Source organism: Micromonospora sp. NPDC049257, assembly GCF_040678915.1.
GTDB lineage: Bacteria > Actinomycetota > Actinomycetes > Mycobacteriales > Micromonosporaceae > Micromonospora > Micromonospora antibiotica.
In genome coordinates this window covers 118,868-139,495 of the sequence record NZ_JBFAQU010000011.1, presented here as the reverse complement: position 1 = coordinate 139,495, position 20,628 = coordinate 118,868, and the positions used below count along the sequence as shown (strand labels likewise).

Here is a 20,628-nt window from a genome sequence, read left to right as displayed (position 1 = left end):
TTTTCGCCTGACGAAACCCCACAGGCCGGGCATTACGGGCCATAGGCTGAGCCGGTGGACGAGGAGCCGCGGACCCGGGCCTGGCTGCCCCGCACGGCGGCGCTGCTGTTCGGCACGCTGGTGCTGGCCAGCGCGTTCATCGCGGCCTACGTCGGCGCGCTGCACCAGCCGCACCCCCGGGACGTGCCGGTCGGGGTGGTGACCGGCGACCAGCGCGCCGAGGCGCTGCTGACCGCCGTGCGGGCCCGCACCGACACCATCGAGCCCATCGGGTACGCCGACCCGGGCGCGGCCGACGACGCCCTCACCGCCCGCCAGGTGTACGCCGTGCTCACCTCGGCCCCCGACGGCACGCTCACCCTCGCCACCGCCAGCGCCTCCGCCCCGGCCGCCACCGAACTGGTCACCGGGGTCCTCACCCCGGCCGCCCAGCAGGCCGGACTGCCGCTCACCGTCACCGACCAGGTGCCGGTCTCCCCCGACGACCCGCGCGGTCTGGTGCCGTTCTACCTGGCCGTCGGGCTGGTGCTCGGCGGCTACCTGGCCTCGACCGCGCTCGGCGTCTCGCTCGGCACCGCCCCACGCGGGCTGCGCCGGGCCGGACTGCGGATCGGCTCGCTGGCCGTGCACGCGGTGCTGCTCGGGACCATCGGCGCGGTGCTGGTCGGCCCGGTCCTCGACGTCTGGGACCACGACCTGGTCACGGTGGCGGCGGTCGGCACGCTCACCGTCTTCACCGCCGCGATGGTCGCCGCCGCCGTGCAGGGCTGGCTGGGACTGCTCGGCACCGGGCTGGTGATCCTGCTGCTGGTGGTGCTCGGCAACCCCGGCTCGGGCGGCATCTACGCCCCGGAGTTCCTGCCCGCCGCGCTGCGCGGGATGCACCGCTGGAACGTCCCCGGCCTCGCCACCGACCTGCTCAAGTCGGCCGTCTACTTCGACTGGCGGTCGGCCCGCTGGCCCCTGGCAGGGCTGCTGACCTGGGCCGTTCTGGGGCTGCTCGGCCTGCTCACCGCCGCCCGGTTCCGGGCCCGCCGGACCACCACCCACCGGGTCGACACCCGACCGGACGGGTGAGGCCGGACCGCCGGCGGGCGGGGTCGAATCCACCGGGCGGGGGTGGGACACGGCGATCGTGGGGAAGGTGACACACCGAACCCCTTCCTCGCCGACCGGGCCGCGCAGATACCATCCAGGGAGTCGGACAGCGCTGTCCTTCGTACTCACGTAAGGAGCGCACGGTGACCGACCAGCATGATCACGACGGGCCCGACGCCGCCCTGCGGGCCGACATCCGCCGGCTCGGCACCCTGCTCGGCCAGACCCTGGCCCGGCAGGAGGGTCGGCCGCTGCTCGACCTGGTCGAGGAGATCCGCGCCCAGGTCCGCTCCGACGCGCCGGCCGCCGCGCAGCGCCTCGGCGGGCTGGACGTGACCACCGGCACCAAGCTGGCCCGCGCCTTCTCCACCTACTTCCACCTGGCCAACATCACCGAGCAGGTGCACCGGGCCCGGGACCTGCGCCGCCGTCGGGCGATCCAGGGCGGCTGGCTCGATCAGGCCGCCAAGATGATCGCCGAGCGCGGGGTGCCGGCCGAGGAGATCGCCGCCGCCGCCCGCCGCCTCGCGGTACGCCCCGTCTTCACCGCCCACCCCACCGAGGCGGCCCGCCGGTCGATCCTGTCCAAGCTGCGCGCCATCGCCGACGAACTGGACACCGAGACCGCCAACGCCATCCTCTACGGTGCGAGCGACGAGGGCCCGGCCAACCGCCGCCTCGCCGAACTGCTCGACCTGATGTGGCAGACCGACGAGCTGCGCCTCGACCGGCCCGACCCGACCGACGAGGCCCGCAACGCCATCTACTACCTGCGCGACCTGTACGCCGAGGCCGCCCCGCAGGTGCTCGACGACCTGGCCGACACGCTGCGCACCCTCGGCGTGGAGACCTCGCCGACGTCGCGCCCGCTGACCTTCGGCACCTGGATCGGCGGCGACCGGGACGGCAACCCGTTCGTCACCCCCGTGGTCACCCGGGAGGTGCTGCGCATCCAGCACGAGCACGGCATCACCGCCACCGAGGCGGCGATGGAGCACCTGGTCAACGAGGTCTCCGTCTCCCGCCGGCTACGCGCCGTGTCGCTGGACCTGTCGGCCAGCCTCGCCGCCGACCTGGACGCGCTGCCCGAGGTGGCCCCCCGGTTCCGCCGGGTCAACGCCGAGGAGCCCTACCGGCTCAAGGCCCGCTGCGTGAAGGCGAAGCTGGCCAACACCCGGGAGCGGCTGCGCGCCGGCACCCCGCACGTGCCGGGCCGCGACTACCAGGGCTCCGGCGAGCTGATCGCCGACCTGGAGCTGCTGCGCGCCTCGCTGGCCCGCAACTCCGGGCAGCTCACCGCCGTCGGCCGGCTCGCCTCGACCATCCGTACCGTCTCCGCGTTCGGCCTGCACCTGGCCACCATGGACGTACGGGAGCACGCCGAGAAGCACCACGAGGTGCTCACCCAGCTGTACGCGGCGGTCGGCGAGGTGTCGGACTACCCGGCGCTGACCCGCCTGGAGCGCACCAAGCTGCTCGCCGACGAGCTGACCGGCCGCCGGCCGCTGTCCGCCCTGGACACCCCGTTGACCGAGGGGGCGCGCAAGACGTTCGACGTGTTCGGGACCATCCGCGAGGCGCAGGACCGGTTCGGTGGCGAGGTCATCGAGTCGTACATCATCTCGATGACCCTCGGCGTGGACGACGTCCTCGCGGCGGTGGTGTTGGCCCGGGAGGCCGGCCTGGTCGACGTGCACACCGGGCGGGCCCGGATCGGCTTCGTGCCGCTGCTGGAGACCCCGGCCGAGCTGAACGCCGGCGGCGAGATGCTCAACGAACTGCTCTCCCTGCCGGCCTACCGGGCGCTGGTCGCGGCCCGGGGCGACGTGCAGGAGGTGATGCTGGGCTACTCCGACTCCAACAAGGAGGCCGGCATCACCACCAGCCAGTGGTCGATCCACCGGGCCCAGCGGGCGCTGCGGGACGTGGCCGCCCAGCACGGCGTGCACCTGCGGTTGTTCCACGGCCGGGGCGGCACGGTCGGGCGCGGCGGCGGCCCCACCCACGAGGCGATCCTGGCCCAGCCGTACGGCACCCTGGACGGCGCGATCAAGGTGACCGAGCAGGGTGAGGTCATCTCCGACAAGTACACCCTGCCGGCGCTGGCCCGGGAGAACCTGGAACTGACCGTGGCCGCGGTGCTCCAGGCCACGCTGCTGCACACCGCACCCCGGCAACCCGCCGAGCAGTTGGAGACCTGGGACGCGGCGATGGACGTGGTCTCCGAGTCGGCCTTCCGGTCCTACCGTGGGCTGGTGGAGGACCCGGACCTGCCGGCGTACTTCTGGGCGTCCACGCCGACCGAGCTGCTCGGTGCGCTCAACATCGGCTCCCGGCCGGCGAAGCGGCCCAACACCGGGGCCGGTCTGGGCGGCCTGCGGGCCATCCCGTGGGTGTTCGGCTGGACGCAGACCCGGCAGATCGTGCCCGGCTGGTTCGGGGTCGGCTCCGGCCTCGCCGCCGCCCGCGCCGCCGGCCTGGAGGACGTGCTGGCCGAGATGAACCGCAACTGGCACTTCTTCCGCACGTTCCTGTCCAACGTGGAGATGATGCTGACCAAGACCGACCTCAGCATCGCCCGCCGGTACGTCGAGACGCTGGTTCCGGAGCAGCTGCACCCGATCTTCGACAAGATCGAGCAGGAGTACGAGCTGACCAAGCAGGAGGTGCTGGCGGTCACCTCGTCGCCGGCCCTGCTGGAGAACTCACCGGTGCTCCAACGCACCCTCGCGGTGCGCGACACCTACCTGGAGCCGCTGCACCACCTCCAGGTGGCGTTGCTGCGGCAGTACCGGGACTCCGGCGCCGCCGGCCGGGCGGTGGCCACCGCGCCGGGCGGCCGACGCGCCCCCAGCGACGGTACGGCCCTGGAGCGTGCCCTGCTCACCACGGTCAACGGCATCGCGGCCGGGATGCGCAACACCGGCTGACGCGCCGGGCCCCTGCCGACGCCACGGCTACCGCAGGGGCCCGCTCGGCCCGGCCGCAGCGATCCAGGCCGGCCGAAGCGATCCGGGCCGGCCCGGATCGCGGTAGGTGCGCGGCGGGTAGGGACCGGTCGGGGCCCACAGCGTGAGCCCTGACGTCAGAAGTCGCCACCACCGCCGAAGTCGCCACCCCCGAAGTCGCCGCCGCCGAACCCACCGCCGCCGAAGTCACCCCCGCCGAAGTCACCGGCGGTGCCGAAGTCACCGCCGCCGGCGTCCCCGGCGGTGCCGAAATCACCGCCGAAGTCCGCGCCGTCGCCGAAGCCCTCCTGGTAGCCGGCGTCGTAACCCGGGTCGGCGAACGCCGGCGAGAAGAGCGCGTCGGCGATCAGCATCCCGCCGACCACACCGACGCCCGCCCCCAACGCGGTCTTCCACCAGGGCGTCGAGTACCAGCCGGCCGGCACCGGCCGCCCCTGGTAGCGCCCGCCCGGGTAGTAGTACGGGGTGTCCCGGCCGGGCTGCGGGCCGGCCCTGAACGTCTGCCCCTGCACGTCCACCTGACGCTCCCGGGTGATCTCCCCGGCCCCCTGCGCGGCGGCGAGCGGGGGCAGCTCCGGGCCCGGGTCCAGGCCGAGCGCCACCCGGGCCGCCCGCGCGTAGGCGAGCCCCTCCAACGCGGTCTCCCGGGCCAGCCGGAACTGGTGCACCGTCCGGGCCTGCTCCAACTGGCTGCCCGCCGCGTTGTACCGCTCACCCGCGTCGACCAGGGCCTGACGCACCGCCGGGTCGTCGCCGTGCAGGTTCATCACCTGACCGCCGAGGCGTTCGTACCACCGTTGGGCGTCGGCCCGCACGTCGGCGAGGCTGCGCGCCTCCCGGGCCGCCTTCTCCCGCCGCCACCAGACGAAACCACCGACCAGCAGGGCGATCAGGATCGCCACGAGCAGAAATTCCATCCTACGAACGTACCCGGGGGCGTCGAGTCGTACCCGTTTGGCAAGCTCTGGTGATGGACTTCTCGACGCTGGCCGTGGTGGTGGTCTGTCTCGCCGCCGGTGGAGCCCTCGGCTGGTACGCCGCCCGCTCCCGGTCGGCCACCGAGATCGCCCGGCTGGAGGCCACCCTCGCCGCCACCCGGGAAGGCGAGGGCCGGTTGGAGCAGTCGATGCGGGCGCTCAGCTACGAGGCGACCGCCCAGTCCCAGGAGGCGGTGGCCCGCGCGGTGGCCCCGCTGCACGACACCCTGCGCCGCTACGAGACCCGGGTCGGCGAGCTGGAACGCGACCGGGTCGACGCCTACGCCGAGCTGCGCGAACAGGTCCGCTCCATGGGGGCGGTCTCCAGCGAGCTGCGCACCGAGACCAAACAGCTGGTCGCCGCGCTGCGCGCCCCGCAGGTACGCGGGCGTTGGGGCGAGCACCAGCTCCGTCGGATCGTCGAGGCGGCCGGCATGCTGGAGCACTGCGACTTCAGCGAACAGGTCACCGCCACGACCGACCACCAGGGGGTCCGCCCCGACCTGGTGGTCCGGTTGCACGGCGGGCGCACGGTGGTGGTGGACGCCAAGGCACCCTTCGACGCCTACCTGACGGCGATGGAGGCGCGCGACGAGCACGGCCGCGACACCCACCTCGACCGGCACGCCAAGCACCTGCGCGGGCACGTCGACGCGCTGGCCGCGAAGACCTACTGGGCGGCGTTCGACGACACCCCCGAGTTCGTGGTGCTGTTCGTGCCGGCCGACCCGTTCCTGGACGTGGCGTTGCAGCGCGACCCGACGCTGCTGGAGCACGCGTTCGCCCGCAACGTGGTGCTGGCCACCCCGGCCACCCTGGTCGCGCTGCTGCGTACGGTGGCCTACTCGTGGCGGCAGGAGGCGCTGGCCCGCAACGCGGTGGCGGTGCACTCGCTGGCCCGCGAGCTGTACGGCCGACTGTCCACCCTGGGCGATCACGTCGGCAAGCTCGGCACCTCGCTCGGTGGCGCGGTGACGGCGTACAACCGGGCGGTCGGTTCGTTGGAGGCACGGGTGCTGGTCAGTGCGCGCAAGCTGGCCGAGCTGGGCGTCTCCGACCAGGAGCTGGCCGTCCCCGCCCAGGTCGAGCTGGCCCCCCGCCAGCCCCAGGCCCCCGAGCTGCTCCCCACCGACGACCGCTCCTAGGCCGCCCCCCACCCGCTCCACCTGCCGGTCCGGCCCGCCGGCCCCGGGCACGGCCGCAGGCGTGGGCACCGGGCCGGGCGGGCCGGGCGGGTCAGGAGCGGCGGGCGGATTCCACCACGAACGGGACACCCTGCTGGCAGGTGCTCATCAGGTCGGGCTGGGCCCGGCCGGTGACGCTGACCCGGGCCCCCACGACGAGCACGTCCTTGGGGCCGCCGACGAGTTGGTGCCCGTCGAGCAGCAGGCAGCCCGGCTCGACCCCCGACTCGACCGTGCCGGTCAGCTCGGTCGCGCCCGGACCGGGCGGCACCTTCGGCCCGCCACCGGGCAACTTGGGCCCGCCGGGTGGCACCGACGCGCCGGGTGGCACCGGGCCTGCGGGTGACGTGGACGGGGCCACCGAGGCCGGCGACGGGGTGGCCGGGTCCGTCGGGGAGCTGGTCGGCACGGCCGGGGGGCCGGTGACGTCGGCATCGTCCCCGCCACAGCCGGTGAGCGCCACACCGGCGGCCAGCAGCACGACCAACGCCATCCGAGGAGTTCTCATACCCACTGGGACGCACCCCTTCCGCGTTCCGTTCCGTGGGACAGGCATCGATCCCCGGGGAAACCCGTCGGTCCCGGCCACGGGCCCCGACGACCCCGGGCACGAAAGGCCCGACAGCCCAGCGGGCGGCGGTCACCCAGCCCAACGCGGCGGACCGTCAGCGCAGCGCAGCGGCGGACCGTCAGCGCAGCGCAGCGGCGGACCGTCAGCCCAGGACGCGGCGGACCGTCAGCCGCGGGCGGCGGCGGCCTTCATGTCGCGCTTGAGTTCCTGGGGCAGTGAGAAGGTCAGCCGCTCGTTGGCGGTGACCACCTCGTCGACGTCGGTGAAGCCCCGCTCGGCCAGGTGGGCCAGCACCTCCTGGACCAGCTCGTCGGGCACGCTCGCACCGGAGGTCAGCCCGACGGTGGCGGCACCAGTCAGCCAGGCGTCGTCGATCTCGTGGGCGAAGTCGACCAGGTGCCCCGCGCGGGCCCCGGCGTCCAGGGCCACCTCGACCAGGCGTACCGAGTTGGAGGAGTTGCGCGAGCCGACCACGATCACCACGTCGCAGTCGGGGGCGATCTCCTTGACCACGTGCTGCCGGTTGGAGGTGGCGTAGCAGATGTCGTCGCTGGGCGGCGACTGGAGCAGCGGCAGCCGGGTCTTGAGCCGGGCCACCGTCTCCAGCGTCTCGTCGACCGACAGGGTGGTCTGGGAGAGCCAGACGACCTTGCTCGGGTCCCGCACGGTGATCGTGTCGGCGTCGTCGGGGCCGTCGACCAGCTGGATGTGGGCGGGAGCCTCCCCGGCGGTGCCGATGACCTCTTCGTGCCCCTCGTGGCCGATCAGCAGGATGTCGTAGTCCTCGGCGGCGAACCGCTTGGCCTCCTGGTGCACCTTGGTCACCAGCGGGCAGGTCGCGTCGATCGCCTTGAGCGACCGGGCCTTGGCCTGCTCGTAGACCTCGGGGGCGACGCCGTGCGCGGAGAAGATGACGGTGGCGCCCTCGGGCACCTCCTCGTTCTCCTCCACGAAGATCGCGCCCTGGGCCTCCAGGGTCTGCACCACGTGCTTGTTGTGCACGATCTGCTTGCGGACGTAGATCGGGGCACCGTAGAGCTTCAGCGCCTCCTCGACGGTCTGCACCGCCCGGTCCACCCCCGCGCAGTAGCCGCGGGGCTTGGCCAGGAGCACGCGCTTGCCGGTCTTGGGGGTCGCCTCAGCCTCGGTCACCCGCCCATCGTACGTGCCGGCATCCCCACCGGCAGGAGCTGCGACCCGTACCACAGCGGGGGTACGCCGTCCCGTCCCGTGGCGTGCTCACGCGGCAGCTCCCGGGACCCGGCCGGGACGCGTGGCGCGGGCGGTCGGGGCTGCCCCGGGTCGTCGGAGGCGGACCGTAGGGTGGGCGGGTGACCGATGCCCCCCGCAGCACCCCCGAGGAACCCTGGCCGGTCCGGGTGGTCAGCCAGAAGGTCGGCGCCTGGATCGCCAAGCTCGGCTGGGTCTGGGTCGACGGGCAGGTGGCGCAGATCAGCCGCCGGCCGGGGGCGGGCACGGTCTTCCTCACCCTGCGCGACCCGTCGGCCGACCTCAGCCTCACCGTCACCACCAACCGGGACGTCCTGGACGCCGGCGCACCGGAGCTGCGCGAGGGCGCCCGGGTGGTGCTGCACGCCAAGCCGGAGTTCTATGCCGCCCGGGGCACGCTGAGCCTGCGCGCCGACGAGATCCGCCAGGTGGGGCTCGGTGAGCTGCTGGCCCGGCTGGAGAAGCTCAAGAAGCTGCTCGCCGCCGAGGGGTTGTTCGACCGGGCCCGCAAGCGCCGGCCGCCGTTCCTGCCACAGCGGATCGGCCTGGTCACCGGCCGGGCGTCGGCCGCCGAGCGGGACGTGTTGACCAACGCCCGGCGACGCTGGCCGGCGGTGGAGTTCCGCACCGTCAACGTGGCGGTGCAGGGGCCGGGTGCGGTGTCGCAGATCGTCGACGCGTTGCGGGTCCTCGACGCCGACGAGACCATCGACGTGATCATCCTGGCCCGGGGCGGCGGCGGCATCGAGGATCTGCTGCCCTTCTCCGACGAGGCGCTGTGCCGGGCGGTCTTCGCCTGCCGTACCCCGGTGGTCAGCGCGATCGGCCACGAGACGGACGCCCCGCTTGTCGACTACGTCGCCGACGTGCGCGCCTCCACCCCGACGGACGCCGCCAAGCGGGTCGTCCCCGACCTGGCCGACGAGGTACGCCTGATCGGCCAGGCCCGGTCCCGGCTGGAGCGGGCGGTCCGCAACCTGGTCGACCGGGAGTCGCACCGGCTGACCCTGCTGCGCTCCCGGCCGGTGCTGGCCCGCCCGCAGGTGATGGTCGAGCAGCGCGCGGCCGAGGTGTCGGCGTTGCGGGACCGGGCGGGGCGCAACCTGCACCACCGGCTCGACGCGGCCACCGGCGACCTGCGGCACACCCTGGCCCGGTTGCGGGCGCTCTCCCCCGCCGCCACCCTCGACCGGGGTTACGCCATCGTGCAACGGGCCGACGGGCACGTGGTCCGGGCGGCCGGCGAGGTGGCCACGGGCGATCCGCTGCGGGTACGCCTCGCCGAGGGCGAACTGACCACGACCGTCGAGGAGACGAGGACGAGATGAGCGACCGGAAAGCCGACGAGCAGCTCAGCTACGAGCAGGCCCGGGCCGAACTGGCCCAGGTGGTGGAGCGGCTGGAGGCGGGTGGCACCTCGTTGGAGGAGTCGCTGGCGTTGTGGGAGCGCGGCGAGCGGCTGGCCGCCGCCTGCCAACGCTCCCTCGACGGCGCGCGGGCCCGGATCGACGCCGCCCGGTCGGCCACCGACGCCTGATCCGGCGTCAGCCGACCAGGCGGATGCGGACCCGACGGTTCTGCTTGCCCTTGCTCTCCACCTTGACCACCTGGAGCCGCCCGACCTGCCCGATGGACGCCACGTGGGTGCCGCCGTCGGCCTGCACGTCGAGCCCTTCGATGTCGACGATGCGGACCTCCTGCTCGTCCGGGGGGATGAGGTTGGTCTGGGTGCGCACGATGTCGGGGATGGCCAACGCCTCGTCTCGGGGCAGCACCCGCACGGAGATCCGCCGGTCGGTGGCCAACTCCTTGTTGACCGCCTCCTCCAGCAGCCCCTTGAAGCCCTCGGGGGGCTGCGGCAGGTTGAAGTCCATCCGGGCCTCGCCCGGCTCCATGTTGCCGCCGGTCACCAGCGCGCCGAAGTCGCGGAACACCACCCCGCAGAGCACGTGCAGCCCCGAGTGGGTACGCATCAGCGTGAACCGGCGTTCGTCCTCGATCGCGCCCTGGACCTCGGCGTCGACCGGCGGCGTCGGGTCGCCCTCGGCGGGGATCAGGTAGAGGTCGTCACCCTTGTGGGTGCCGACGATCCGGGTCTGCACCCCCTGCCACAGCAGGACGCCGTGGTCCGGTGGCTGTCCGCCGCCGCCGGGGTAGAAAGCGGACCGGTCCAGCACGATGCCGCGCTCGGGGTCGACGTGCACGACCCGGCAGGTCCACTCGCGCAGGGACGGGTCGGCGAGGTCGAGACGTTCGGTGCGTCCGTGGTGGGAGATGCCCATGGGGGCGCAGCGTACTACCGATCGTCGCGCATCGTGAGCCTAGCCACGCCCGGCCTCGGCCCAGTAGCCGGCCAGCCGTTTGACCACCTCGACCAGCTCCCCCTCGTCGAGGGTGAAGGGAAGCCGGACATGGTCCAGGTAGGAGCGCGCCCCCACGGCGAAGTGCGCACCCAGCATCAACTGCATGCCGTGGTGCTGGGCGACGTGGTTGAGCTGTTGCAGCGGTCGGGGGGTGGCGCACCAGACGCTGAGCCCGCCGTGCGGTGACTCGTACCGCCACTGCGGCAGGTGCTCGGCGAGCGCGGCGAGCAGGGTGTCGCGACGGAGGAGGAGGTCCCGTTGCCGTTCGAGCCGGATCTGCGGCAGGTCGTCGAGGAGTTCGACGGCGAGCAACTGGGTGGGCAGCGGGCAGCCCAGGTCGTACATGGCCCGCAGGTGCACGATCCGTTGCAGCTCCCGGCGGGGCCCGACCAGCCAGCCGATCCGCAGCCCCGGCCAGCAGACCTTGCTGAGGCTGCCCACCGTGTAGATCTGCGCGCCGGGGGCGTACGCGGCGATCGGGGGCGGCGGGAGGGGGCCGTCGATCCGGGTGTCGGCGAGGGTGAGGTCCTCCACCAGCGGGACCCCGTACCGGCGGGCGATGGCGGCGACCGCTGCGCGGCGCTGCTCGGTCATCGTCCACCCGGTCGGGTTGTGGTATGTCGGGATGACATAGATGAAGGAGGGTTCGTACCGGCGGACGGCTGCCTCGACCGCCTGCGGGTCGGCCCCCTCCCGCTCGATCGGCACCACGACCAGCCGTAGTCCGGCGGTACGCAGCGACGCCAGCACGGTCGGGCAGGTCAGCTCCTCCACCAGCACGGTGTCGCCCCGGCGGGTCAACACCCCGGCCAGCAGGGACAGCGCCTGGGTCGCGCCGTTGGTGACGATCACCTCCTCGGCGGCGGTGACCCGGCCGTCGGCGGTCAGCTTGCCGGCGATCCGGTCCCGCAGCGCGGGGTAGCCGGCCGGTTCGTACACCCGGCCGGGCAGTGCCGCGGCGGCCAGGGCGGGCAGCCGGGACATCGCCGTCATCAGCCATGGGCCGGGCGGTGGCGCCGGGACCGTCAGGTCGACGGTACGCACCCGATCGCGGACGACGTCGGCGATGAAACCGCTCGCCGCGGCACCGTAGTCGGCGGGCGGCAGGACGGCGGGTTGGGCGTGCGCGACCCGGGTGCCGCTGCCCTGGAGGCTGACCAGCCAACCCTCGTCCTTCAACAGGCTGTACGCCTGGGCGATGGTCGTCCGGCTGACGGACAGCACCACGGCGAGCCGGCGTTCCGGGGGCAGCTCGCTGCCCGGGGGCAGCGAGCCGAGGCGGATCAGCAGCCGCAGCTGCTCGGCCAGCCCCCGGTAGAGCCGGGTCTGGTCCTGCTTCCACGCACCGAGCTGAGCCGCCAACTCTTCCGCGTTCATGCTCTCCCCCCAATGGACTGAGGATTGGCTATTTCCCTCAGCCACTGACTTGAGCAATATTCCATCGTCACGTTAGCGGGGGGCTGTGACTACCACCTGGTAACGCCCCGTGCCCGCTCGGCGGCCATTGCCAGCTTCCCGGGTCGTGACACCGCAGCGAGTGTCACCTCACTCGAGCCGCCAAAGGAGACGGTTCACAGCAGAACGGGGAGCAGGAGCCGCATGGAGTCGTCGTTGCACGAAACCGCAGGCTCGACCGGCACCGGGCAGCGCGTGCCCGGCCCCCGTACCGGCTCCACACCGCCCCCGGGGCCGGACGACAGGCCGTCACCGGTGACCTCCCGGGCGGCAGACGTCGCCCAGGAGTCGACCGACGCCCTGGAGCCGCTGCTGCGGCAGGAGATCGTGCGCATCACCGAGGCCGAGGCGTCCTCGTCGGTGACCCAGGTGCTGCTGTCCCCGCAACGACTGCGCACCATCTGCGCGCACGCCATGGAGGACCTGCTCGCGCTGGCCCGCCGGGACCCGGCCGCCGGCAGTTCGTGGCGGTACGTCTGGGACAGCTACATCGCCTACCGGGCCACCCTCGCCTACCGGGTGGCGCACGCCATCCACCAGGCCGAGGACACCCCGCTGGGTCAGGACGTCCGGCTCGCCGTGGCCCGTCGGGTCTCCGAGGTCGCCAAGGTCCGCACCGGCGTGGAGATCCACCCCGCCGCCCGCATCGGACGACGGCTGATCATCGACCACGGGCTCGGCACGGTGATCGGCGAGACCACGGTGATCGGCGACGACGCGTACATCCTCCAGGGTGTGGTGCTCGGTGCCCGGGGCATCGCCGACAACCCCAACGGCAGGCGGCACCCCCGGCTCGGGGACCGGGTCGAGGTGGGGGCGTTCGCCCGCATCCTCGGTGCGGTGACGGTCGGCGACGACGTGCTGATCGGGCCCGGGATCATCGTCACCACCGACGTGCCGAGCCACCGCCGGGTCCGGCTGCTCAACCAGTACCAGGGCACCTCCGGCGAGTGCAACGTCCGGGTCTTCGGCGTCGTACCGGTCTGCGAGGGCGTGGTCGAGGTGCACGGCACCGGTCTCGCCGCGATCGAGGTCGACCTGGTGACCAGCACCGGCCAGCACCGCCCGGTGGTGGTCCTCGAACGCGACGACCGGCGGGTCCGGTGCGCGGTGAACCGTCCCGGCACCGACGAGCGGCTCCGGATCATCGACACCTGCGGGAACGAGACGGTCCTCTACAACCTCCAGCAACTCTGGCGAGCGCTCGACGAGTTCGGCTTCGCGTGACCAGGAGATGACATGACGAACGACACCGGCCGGCGTGCCGGCCGCTGGCAGCTCGGGCTGCTCTATCTGCTGGTGTGCCTGATCTGGGGCACCACCTGGTACGGCATGAAGATGAGTGTGGAGACCCTGCCCCCGATCACCGCGGCCGGGCTGCGCTTCCTGGTGGCCTTCCCGTTCCTGCTCGCCGTCTGTCTCGCCACACCCGGGGTGTCGTTGCTGCCGCCGCCGGGGCGACGCTGGGTGGTGCCGTTCATCGCGGTGGTCTACGTCGCCGTCCCGTACGCCCTGATCAACTACGGTGAGCAGCACATCAGCTCCGGCCTGGCCGCGTTGATCTTCTCGTCGGTCGTGGTCTTCCTGCTGCTGTTCTCCGTGCTGATCTCACGGATCTCGGTGAGCTGGATGCAGTGGGCCGGCGTGGTGGTCGGCCTCGGCTGCCTGGTCGGCATCGTCCAGCTGACCGCCGGGATCAGCGCCCGGGGCGTCCTCGCGCCGGCCGCCGTGCTCCTGGCCGCGGTTATGCACGCCCTGACGTACGCGGTGATGGCCCGCTACGGCGGCACGGTGCACGTGCTCACCCAGGAGACCCTCCCGATCGGGCTCGGCGCGCTGGGCTTGGTGGTCCTCGGCGTGACCGTCGAGCAGCCCGACCTCGGCGCGGTCTCCGGCCGGTCCCTCACCGGCGTGCTCTATCTCGGGCTGGTCGGTTCGGTGATCGGCTTCGCCGCCTACTTCTACCTGCTCCAGCACGTCGACGCGGTGCTGGTGTCGTACGTCTTCGTGCTCTTCCCGGTGGTGGCGCTGTTCGGCTCGGCGGTGCTGGAGAACTCGGCGCTGCCGGCCCTGGCGGTGGTCCTGGCGGTGGTCATGCTCGCCGCGTTCGGTCTGACCAAGAAGGCGACCGGGGGCGGGTCGGCGGCGACGCCCGCACCGGTGCCCGTGGACGACGGGGCGACGCTCGACGAGTCCACCCTCGACGCGGTCTACGAGCACGCGCGGACCGCCTACCCCGGGGAGGCGTGCGGGTTCGTGCACGCCAGTGGACGGGTGCACGAGGCGCGCAACATGGCCGACGAGATGCACCGGCAGGACCCGGTCCGGTTCCCCCGCACCGCCACCACCGGTTACGTGCTGGCCCCCGCCGACCTGATCTATCTGGAGGACAACCTCGACGGGGACGACCCGGTGGTGGTGCTCTACCACTCGCATCCCAACGGCCGGGCCTACTTCAGTGACGAGGACCGGCGCAACGCGCTTGTCGACGGGGCGCCGCTCTATCCCACGCTTACGCAGTTGGTGGTCGGCATCGACGACACCGGCGTCCGGGAGGCGCGGTTGTTCCGGTGTGTCGAAGGCGACTACACCGAGCTGCGCTTCCTGCCCGGCCCGGACCGGCGTACGGCGGAGGTGGGCTGAGATGGGCATTCGTGACTCGATCCTGGACACGGTGGGCGGCACCCCGCTGGTGCGGCTCAGCCGGCTCACCGCCGACCTGCCCGGGGAGATCCTGCTCAAGCTGGAGCTGAACAACCCGGGCGGCAGCCACAAGATGCGCATCGCGTTGAACATGATCCGGGCGGCGGAGCGGGACGGCCTGCTCAAGCCGGGCTCCGGGCAGACCATCCTGGAGCCCACCGGGGGCAACACCGGGATGGGGATCGCGATCGCCGCCGCGGTCCTCGGCTACCGGGTGGTGCTGGTCATTCCGGACAACTACAGCGAGTCGAAGCGTCGCCTGCTGGCCAGTTTCGGGGTGGACGTCCGGCTCTCGGACAGCACCCGGGGCAACAACTCGCACGGCGAGCTGGCCACCGAGATCCAGTTCGAGCACCCCGAGTACGTGATGCTCAACCAGGCGGCCAATCCGGCCAACCCGGAGATCCACCGGTTGACCACCGTCCGCGAGATCATCGCCGACCTGGACGGCACCCGGGTGGACACCTACGTGGCCGGCATCGGCACCGGCGGTCACCTGACCGGCATCGGTGAGGTGCTCCGGCAGCACCAGGGCGGGCTGCGCATCCTCGGCGTGCAGCCGGAGGGCTGCGACATGTTCGCCGACGTGTTCGTCCCGCACCGCATCCAGGGGCTGTCCATCGGCATGATCCCGCCGGTGCTCAACACCGAGATCATCGACGAGATGGTCACGGTGAGCGAGGCGGACGCCATCGACGGGATGCGTCGGCTGATGGAGTGCGAGGGCATCGGCGCGGGGCCGTCGACCGGGGCGAACATCGCCGCGTGCCGCCGGCTGCTGGCCGCCTCGGACGAGCCGCTGACCCTGCTGACGGTGGCCTACGACCGGGTCAACGACTACCTGGAACTGCTCTGAACCGGGGCTGACCGCACCACCGGGTGCTGAGGCGGACACGCCGACGGCGGGGTGGCCCCGGGGCCACCCCGCCGTCGGTACACACGCTCAGCTGAACAGGTTGTACAGCTCCTGCGGTGCCTCGACCACCTGGTCGGCGGCGGGCTTCTGGGCGGCGGTGGCGTTGCCGTAGTCGGAGTAGGTGATCTTGATGTCCTGCGCGGCGACCTGGCCGGCGGCCGGGATCTGCACCACCAGCTCGCTGAGCCGGCCCTGCGGGTCCAGCTTCGCGGTGAACGGCACCGACTGCGCCTGGGCGCCCAACGCGGTGATCACCGTCTGGTCGACGGAACCGGCCTCGGCGGCCTTCGACACGTCCAGGGTGCCGGCGTAGGCGCCCTCGCCGGTCTGCCGGACCTCGGTGATGCCCTGGGTCAGCACGGCGCTGCCGGCCGGGTCGACCTTCTCGAAGTCGAAGCCGAGCGACTTGTTGCCCTTGATCCGGGTCTGGTCGAGGTGCTGGTACTTGCCGAGGCTGAGCTTCTGCGCGCCGGGGATGCTGCTGGCGGACTTGCCGCCCAGGTCCAGCTTCACCCAGCTGTCCGGCTTGGCGTGGATCAGGTCCAGGTTCATCATCAGGTCCGAGGACGCGTCACCGATGCTCAGCTTCATCTGGGCGCTCTGGCTGGGCTGGTGCACCTGCCCCTCGGCGGTGGAGCCCACCCCGGTCATGGTGAACCGGAAATTGCCGTTGCGGATCTCGTTGGTGGAGTTCAGCAGGGCCTGCTTGGCCTCGGAGGTGCCCGGCGAGGCGCTGCCCGAGGCGGCGCCGCCGGAGACCGTCGGGGATGCGGAGGCCCCCGCCTCGCCGCTCCCGGCGTTGTTGCAGGCGGCCAGGCCGGGGGTGAGCAGCGCTGCGGCGAAGACCGCCGCGCTGAAACGTCGAATGGTCACGTCAGGCTCTCCAGTCGGGTCGTCCGACCCCCGGCGGGCGTCGGGGGCGTGGCGTCGCGGGCGTGACGCTTCCCGCGTGGCGCGCGATCCCCGCCCGGTCGCGCCGGACCCCGGGGGTCGCGTCCCTTCTGTTCCCGCGCGTCGCCTTCCGCAATCCACCCGCCCGCAACTGCCGCGGACTTCCTGACCGACGCCGCTTGGCCCGACCACGATCAGCACCGCGTCGACCGTCCGCAGGACCGCGCCGACCGTCCGCAGCACCGCGCCGACCAGGGTCACGCGGCCGGTCAGCGTAGTGCGCCGGCCAGTTCGCGCAGCTCGTTGTCCCGGGCGTCGCCGACCACGATCACCGTACGGCCCGGTTCGAGCAGCACCAGGGCCTGCTCGTTGCCCCGCCCGGTGTACCGCTGCCAGTTCGCCCCGCCCAGGTCGGCCGGCCCCTGCGGCTGCCCCTCGGCGGTCAGCTCGGCGGGCAGCAACCGCTCCGGCGGCACGTTGCTCTGCACCAGTTGGGCGCCCCGCCCCTCCGGGGTGAGATAGCCCACCCGCAGGTTCGCCCCGTCGTCCACGGTGCGGAAGCTCGCGCTGACCGTACGCCAGCCGGAGCCCAGCCCGGACGGCTCGGTGACGGGGAAGACGTTCGCGGCGCGGGCCTGCTCGTAGGCGGGGGCGGCGTCGACGGTGGTGGGCTGCTCGCCACCGAGGAAGCCCCGGTAGAAGGCGAGTAGCAGGGCGATCGGCACCAGCAGCACCAGCAGCGACAACGCCATGTCCTTCGGCGAGCGCTCGGAGCGGGACTTCTCCGCCCGGCCGGAGCGGACCGGCACCGGCTCGCCCGCCCGGTCGTCCGCCGCCGCGACCAGCGCCGGTTCGGCGGCGGGGGCGGGCCCGGCGGGGGCGGCACCGGTCACCGGCCCGTCACCCGGGGGCAGCGGCGGCTGGCCGTCCGGCGGGGTCGGATCGGCGGGTACGCGGTCGGCAGGCTGTGCGGGCTCCACCGGCCCATTCTGGCAGCCGCCCGGTGGGGCGATCCCGCCCACCATCGCCCCGCCCCGCCGCCGGACCTGGCATCGTGTGAGGATCAGCGACAAAGCTGGCAGTGGCGAGCGCAGCCCCTGCCGGTCCACCCCGCACCGTCGCGAGGAGGAAAGCCGCCATGACGAACACCAGGACGCGGGTCCCACAGGATCTCGACCGCAACCTCGCCCTCGACCTGGTCCGGGTCACCGAGGCCGCGGCGATGGCCGCCGGTCGGTGGGTCGGCCGGGGCGACAAGGAGGGCGGCGACGGGGCAGCCGTCGACGCGATGCGTAAGCTGATCAACTCGATCCAGATGCGCGGCGTCGTGGTGATCGGCGAGGGCGAGAAGGACAACGCCCCGATGCTGTTCAACGGCGAGCAGGTGGGTGACGGCACCGGCCCCGAGGTGGACGTGGCGGTGGACCCGGTCGACGGCACCACGCTGATGAGCAAGGGCATGCCCAACGCGCTCGCGGTGCTGGCCGTCTCGGAGCGGGGGGCGATGTTCGACCCGAGCGCCGTGTTCTACATGGAGAAGCTGGCCGTCGGCCCGGAGTACGCCGACGTGGTCGACATCGAGGCCGGGCCGGCGGAGAACATCCGACGGATCGCCAAGGTCAAGGGCACCGACGTCGCCGAGGTCACCGTCTGCGTGCTGGACCGTCCCCGGCACGCGGACCTGGTGGACGAGATCCGGCGGACCGGGGCGGGCATCCGGTTCATCTCCGACGGCGACATCGCCGGGTCGATCGCCGCCGCCCGGGGCGAGTCGGGCGTCGACGTGCTGATGGGCGTCGGCGGCACCCCGGAGGGGATCATCTCCGCGTGCGCGCTCAAGTGCATGGGTGGGGCGATGCAGGCCAAGCTCTGGCCGCAGGACGCACAGGAGCGGGAGAAAGCGCTCGCCGCCGGGCACGACCTGGACCGGGTGCTGGGCACCGACGACCTGGTCACCGGGGACAACTGCTTCTTCGTGGCGACCGGGGTCACCTCCGGTGACCTGCTGCGCGGGGTGCGGTACCAGGCCGGTGGGGCGTACACCCAGTCGATCGTGATGCGGTCCAAGAGCGGCACGATCCGGGTGATCGACTCGTACCACCGGTTGGAGAAGCTGGCCCTCTACTCGGCGGTGGACTTCGACGGCAGGCCCCTGGCAGAGCAGGAGTGACCGCGACCGGCACGGCGGTTCCCGCCGTCCTGCCCACCTCCCGCCGGATCGCCGGGATCGGGCTGGCGACCGCCGCCGGGGTCGGGGTGGCCGTCCAGTCCCGGATCAACGGCGAGCTGGGCGTACGCCTGGCCGACGGGATCGCCGCGGCGGTGGTCTCCTTCGGTCTCGGCCTGGTGGTGCTGCTGGTGCTGGTCCCCGCGCTGCCCGGTGGGCGACGCGGGCTGGCCGACCTGCGTGCCGCGCTGCGCTCCGGCACGTTGCGCCCCTGGCAGATGCTGGGCGGGGTGTGCGGGGCGTTCCTGGTCGCCACCCAGGGCCTCACCATCGGCGTGCTCGGCGTGGCGGTCTTCACGGTGGCGGTGGTCGCCGGGCAGTCGGCCAGCAGCCTGGCCGTGGACCGGGCGGGTATCGGGCCGGGTGGGCGTCAGCCGGTGACCGTGGCCCGGTTGGCCGGCGCGGTGCTGACCGTGCTGGCCGTCCTGCTGGCGGTCGGTGACCGGCTGGGTAACCCGGGCACCCTGGCGCTGGCTCTGCTGCCCCTGCTGGCCGGGTTGGGCCTGGCCTGGCAGCAGGCGGTCAACGGCCTGGTCCGCGCGGCCGCGGGCAGCGCGCTGACCGCCACCGGAGTCAACTTCGCCGTCGGTACGGCGGCCCTGCTGGTCGCCTTCGGCGTGGACGTGGCCATCCGGGGTGGCCCCGCCGGCCGGTTGCCGACCGAGCCGTGGCTCTATCTGGGTGGCCCGATCGGCATCGTCTTCATCGCGGTCGCGGCGGCACTCGTCCGGTTCACCGGGGTGCTGCTGCTGGGGCTCGCCACCATCGCCGGTCAGGTCGTCGGGGCCGTCGTCCTGGACGTGGTGCTCCCGACGGCGGCGTCGCACCCGGGCCCGGCCACCCTGGCGGGCGCGGCACTCACCCTGGTCGCGGTGCTGGTCGCGGCGCTCGGCCCGGTGCACCGTCGCTGACCTGCGCACCGGACCTGCCGTCGGGCGGGCCGTCGGCCGGTCGAGCGTCCGCGCGGCCCGACCGTCGGGCGGCGGTCAGTGCGCCCCGCCCGCCGGGGTGGGCGTCCGGATGGTGGCGGCGAGGATCCGGACGGTGTCGGCCAGCGCCTCGTCCAGCGGGGTCGGCGTGATGCCCAGGGTTTCGGTGGCCCGGGTCGAGTCCAGCACGAAGGGCCGGGCGAACTGGTGTGCGGTCTCCCGCAGCTCGCGGGCGAACGGGTCGTTCAGGCCACCGAGCCAGAGCAACGGGTAGGGCATCCGGACCAGCCTCGGCGCCGGGGCGCCGGCCAGTTGCGCCACCCGTCCGGCCAGCTCGCGGGCGCTGACGGCCGGGTTGCTCGGCACGTGCCAGGCCCGTCCCCAGGCCCGCTCGTCGGTGGCGGCGGCGACCAGGGTGCGCACCACGTCCCCGACGTACGTCCAGCTGTGCGGGGCGTCCCAGTTCACCGGCAGGAAGACCCGTTGCCCGGCGAGCACCTTCGGCAGCACCAACGGCAGCAGGGAGTTGCCTTCGGCACCGAGGTAGTCCGAGCCGCGCACCTCGGTGATCCGGGCCCGGCCGGCGTGGTGGGCGGCGAGCGCCTCGGTCCACATCCGGTTGCGGACCTGCCCCTTGGTGCCGGTGGCGGCGAGCGGGGTGTCCTCGGTCATCGGCGCGTCGACCGGGCCGTAGCCGTAGAGGCAGCCGACGGTGGCGAGCACCGCGCCGGTGCGCTCGGCGGTGGTGAGCAGTGCGCCGGCCAGCGGCGGCCAGTCGGTGGCCCACCGGTGGTAGGCGGGGTTGGCGCAGTTGTAGAGCGCGACCGCCCCGCCGGTGAGGGCGGTCAGCCGGTCGGTGTCGGCGGCGTCGGCGGCGATCCGCTCGATGGCCGGGTCGACGGGGCCGGTGCCCCGTCGGGTGACGAGCCGGACCTGCTCGCCCCGCTCGGCGAGGTGGCGGGCGGTGGCGGTGCCGACCGGACCGGCACCGACGATCACGTGCAGTGACATGGGAGAACCCTTCAGAGCGGGAGGCTGGATAGAGAGCAGTGCTCTCGTTGAACCGTGTTCAGCATGTCCGACCGACCGCTCCCCGTCAAGAGCAGTGCTCTCTA

At 73.1% G+C, this 20,628-nt stretch carries 18 protein-coding genes; 10 read left to right on the top strand and 8 right to left on the bottom strand.

Annotation, left to right across the window (positions count from 1 at the left end; genetic code table 11):
- Window positions 1-54: 54 nt before the first annotated feature.
- Window positions 55-1,077, top strand: a complete 1,023-nt coding sequence (locus AB0K25_RS18335; protein ID WP_219467169.1) for a hypothetical protein — start codon at window positions 55-57, stop codon at window positions 1,075-1,077.
- A gap of 164 nt (window positions 1,078-1,241) precedes the next feature.
- On the top strand, window positions 1,242-4,028 hold the full coding sequence (gene ppc, locus AB0K25_RS18330; protein WP_357536254.1) for a phosphoenolpyruvate carboxylase: 2,787 nt from the start codon (window positions 1,242-1,244) through the stop codon (window positions 4,026-4,028).
- 155 nt (window positions 4,029-4,183) lie between these two features.
- Here the strand turns inward: ppc and AB0K25_RS18325 are convergent, their stop codons facing one another.
- Entirely contained in the window at window positions 4,184-4,984 is an 801-nt protein-coding gene (locus AB0K25_RS18325) for a hypothetical protein (RefSeq protein WP_363821301.1), read from the bottom strand.
- A 53-nt stretch (window positions 4,985-5,037) separates the two neighbouring features.
- Between AB0K25_RS18325 and AB0K25_RS18320 the strand changes: the two genes are divergently transcribed.
- The gene (locus AB0K25_RS18320; RefSeq protein WP_208568557.1) at window positions 5,038-6,189 is read left to right on the top strand and encodes a DNA recombination protein RmuC; all 1,152 of its coding nucleotides are present in this window, start codon (window positions 5,038-5,040) and stop codon (window positions 6,187-6,189) included.
- A gap of 91 nt (window positions 6,190-6,280) precedes the next feature.
- Here AB0K25_RS18320 and AB0K25_RS18315 read toward each other — a convergent pair whose 3' ends face one another.
- Window positions 6,281-6,736, bottom strand: a complete 456-nt coding sequence (locus AB0K25_RS18315; RefSeq protein WP_357536250.1) for a hypothetical protein — start codon at window positions 6,734-6,736, stop codon at window positions 6,281-6,283.
- A 228-nt stretch (window positions 6,737-6,964) separates the two neighbouring features.
- Window positions 6,965-7,951, bottom strand: coding sequence for a 4-hydroxy-3-methylbut-2-enyl diphosphate reductase (locus AB0K25_RS18310; RefSeq protein ID WP_219467161.1), 987 nt, complete (start codon window positions 7,949-7,951; stop codon window positions 6,965-6,967).
- A gap of 179 nt (window positions 7,952-8,130) precedes the next feature.
- Between AB0K25_RS18310 and xseA the strand changes: the two genes are divergently transcribed.
- Window positions 8,131-9,357 carry an exodeoxyribonuclease VII large subunit gene (xseA, locus tag AB0K25_RS18305; protein WP_219467152.1) on the top strand — a complete coding sequence of 409 codons (1,227 nt, stop codon included), beginning with the start codon at window positions 8,131-8,133 and terminating at the stop codon, window positions 9,355-9,357.
- Window positions 9,354-9,566: an exodeoxyribonuclease VII small subunit gene (locus AB0K25_RS18300; protein ID WP_219467138.1), complete on the top strand. Its 213-nt coding sequence runs from the start codon at window positions 9,354-9,356 to the stop codon at window positions 9,564-9,566. The genes xseA and AB0K25_RS18300 overlap by 4 nt, the downstream gene beginning before the upstream one ends.
- Window positions 9,567-9,573: 7 nt before the next feature.
- Here the strand turns inward: AB0K25_RS18300 and AB0K25_RS18295 are convergent, their stop codons facing one another.
- Window positions 9,574-10,311: an alanyl-tRNA editing protein gene (locus tag AB0K25_RS18295; protein WP_219467136.1), complete on the bottom strand. Its 738-nt coding sequence runs from the start codon at window positions 10,309-10,311 to the stop codon at window positions 9,574-9,576.
- 39 nt (window positions 10,312-10,350) lie between these two features.
- A complete protein-coding gene (locus AB0K25_RS18290; protein WP_219467133.1) occupies window positions 10,351-11,769 on the bottom strand; it encodes a PLP-dependent aminotransferase family protein in 1,419 nt (472 codons plus the stop codon).
- A gap of 222 nt (window positions 11,770-11,991) precedes the next feature.
- Here AB0K25_RS18290 and AB0K25_RS18285 point away from each other — a divergent pair, with 222 nt between their 5' ends.
- From AB0K25_RS18285 to AB0K25_RS18275, 3 genes are read left to right on the top strand one after another with little or no spacing between them, the layout of a single operon-like run.
- Window positions 11,992-13,074, top strand: coding sequence for a serine O-acetyltransferase (locus AB0K25_RS18285; protein WP_357536247.1), 1,083 nt, complete (start codon window positions 11,992-11,994; stop codon window positions 13,072-13,074).
- 12 nt (window positions 13,075-13,086) lie between these two features.
- A complete protein-coding gene (locus AB0K25_RS18280; protein ID WP_219467128.1) occupies window positions 13,087-14,490 on the top strand; it encodes an EamA family transporter in 1,404 nt (467 codons plus the stop codon).
- A gap of 1 nt (window position 14,491) precedes the next feature.
- Window positions 14,492-15,406: a PLP-dependent cysteine synthase family protein gene (locus tag AB0K25_RS18275; RefSeq protein WP_219467126.1), complete on the top strand. Its 915-nt coding sequence runs from the start codon at window positions 14,492-14,494 to the stop codon at window positions 15,404-15,406.
- Between the two features lie 87 nt (window positions 15,407-15,493).
- Here the strand turns inward: AB0K25_RS18275 and AB0K25_RS18270 are convergent, their stop codons facing one another.
- Together AB0K25_RS18270 and AB0K25_RS18265 are read right to left on the bottom strand one after the other, a co-directional pair.
- Complete coding sequence (locus AB0K25_RS18270) at window positions 15,494-16,339, bottom strand: hypothetical protein (protein WP_219467125.1); 846 nt, start codon at window positions 16,337-16,339, stop codon at window positions 15,494-15,496.
- A gap of 287 nt (window positions 16,340-16,626) precedes the next feature.
- On the bottom strand, window positions 16,627-17,337 hold the full coding sequence (locus AB0K25_RS18265; protein WP_219467123.1) for a DUF4245 domain-containing protein: 711 nt from the start codon (window positions 17,335-17,337) through the stop codon (window positions 16,627-16,629).
- A gap of 158 nt (window positions 17,338-17,495) precedes the next feature.
- On the opposite strand from AB0K25_RS18265, the gene glpX reads away from it, so the two are divergent.
- Both glpX and AB0K25_RS18255 read left to right on the top strand, forming a co-directional pair.
- Window positions 17,496-18,527, top strand: coding sequence for a class II fructose-bisphosphatase (gene glpX / locus AB0K25_RS18260; RefSeq protein ID WP_208568569.1), 1,032 nt, complete (start codon window positions 17,496-17,498; stop codon window positions 18,525-18,527).
- Window positions 18,524-19,495: a DMT family transporter gene (locus AB0K25_RS18255; protein WP_219467119.1), complete on the top strand. Its 972-nt coding sequence runs from the start codon at window positions 18,524-18,526 to the stop codon at window positions 19,493-19,495. The genes glpX and AB0K25_RS18255 overlap by 4 nt, the downstream gene beginning before the upstream one ends.
- A 75-nt stretch (window positions 19,496-19,570) precedes the next feature.
- Here the strand turns inward: AB0K25_RS18255 and AB0K25_RS18250 are convergent, their stop codons facing one another.
- Window positions 19,571-20,524, bottom strand: coding sequence for an NAD-dependent epimerase/dehydratase family protein (locus AB0K25_RS18250; RefSeq protein ID WP_357536243.1), 954 nt, complete (start codon window positions 20,522-20,524; stop codon window positions 19,571-19,573).
- Between the last annotated feature and the right edge of the window lie 104 nt (window positions 20,525-20,628).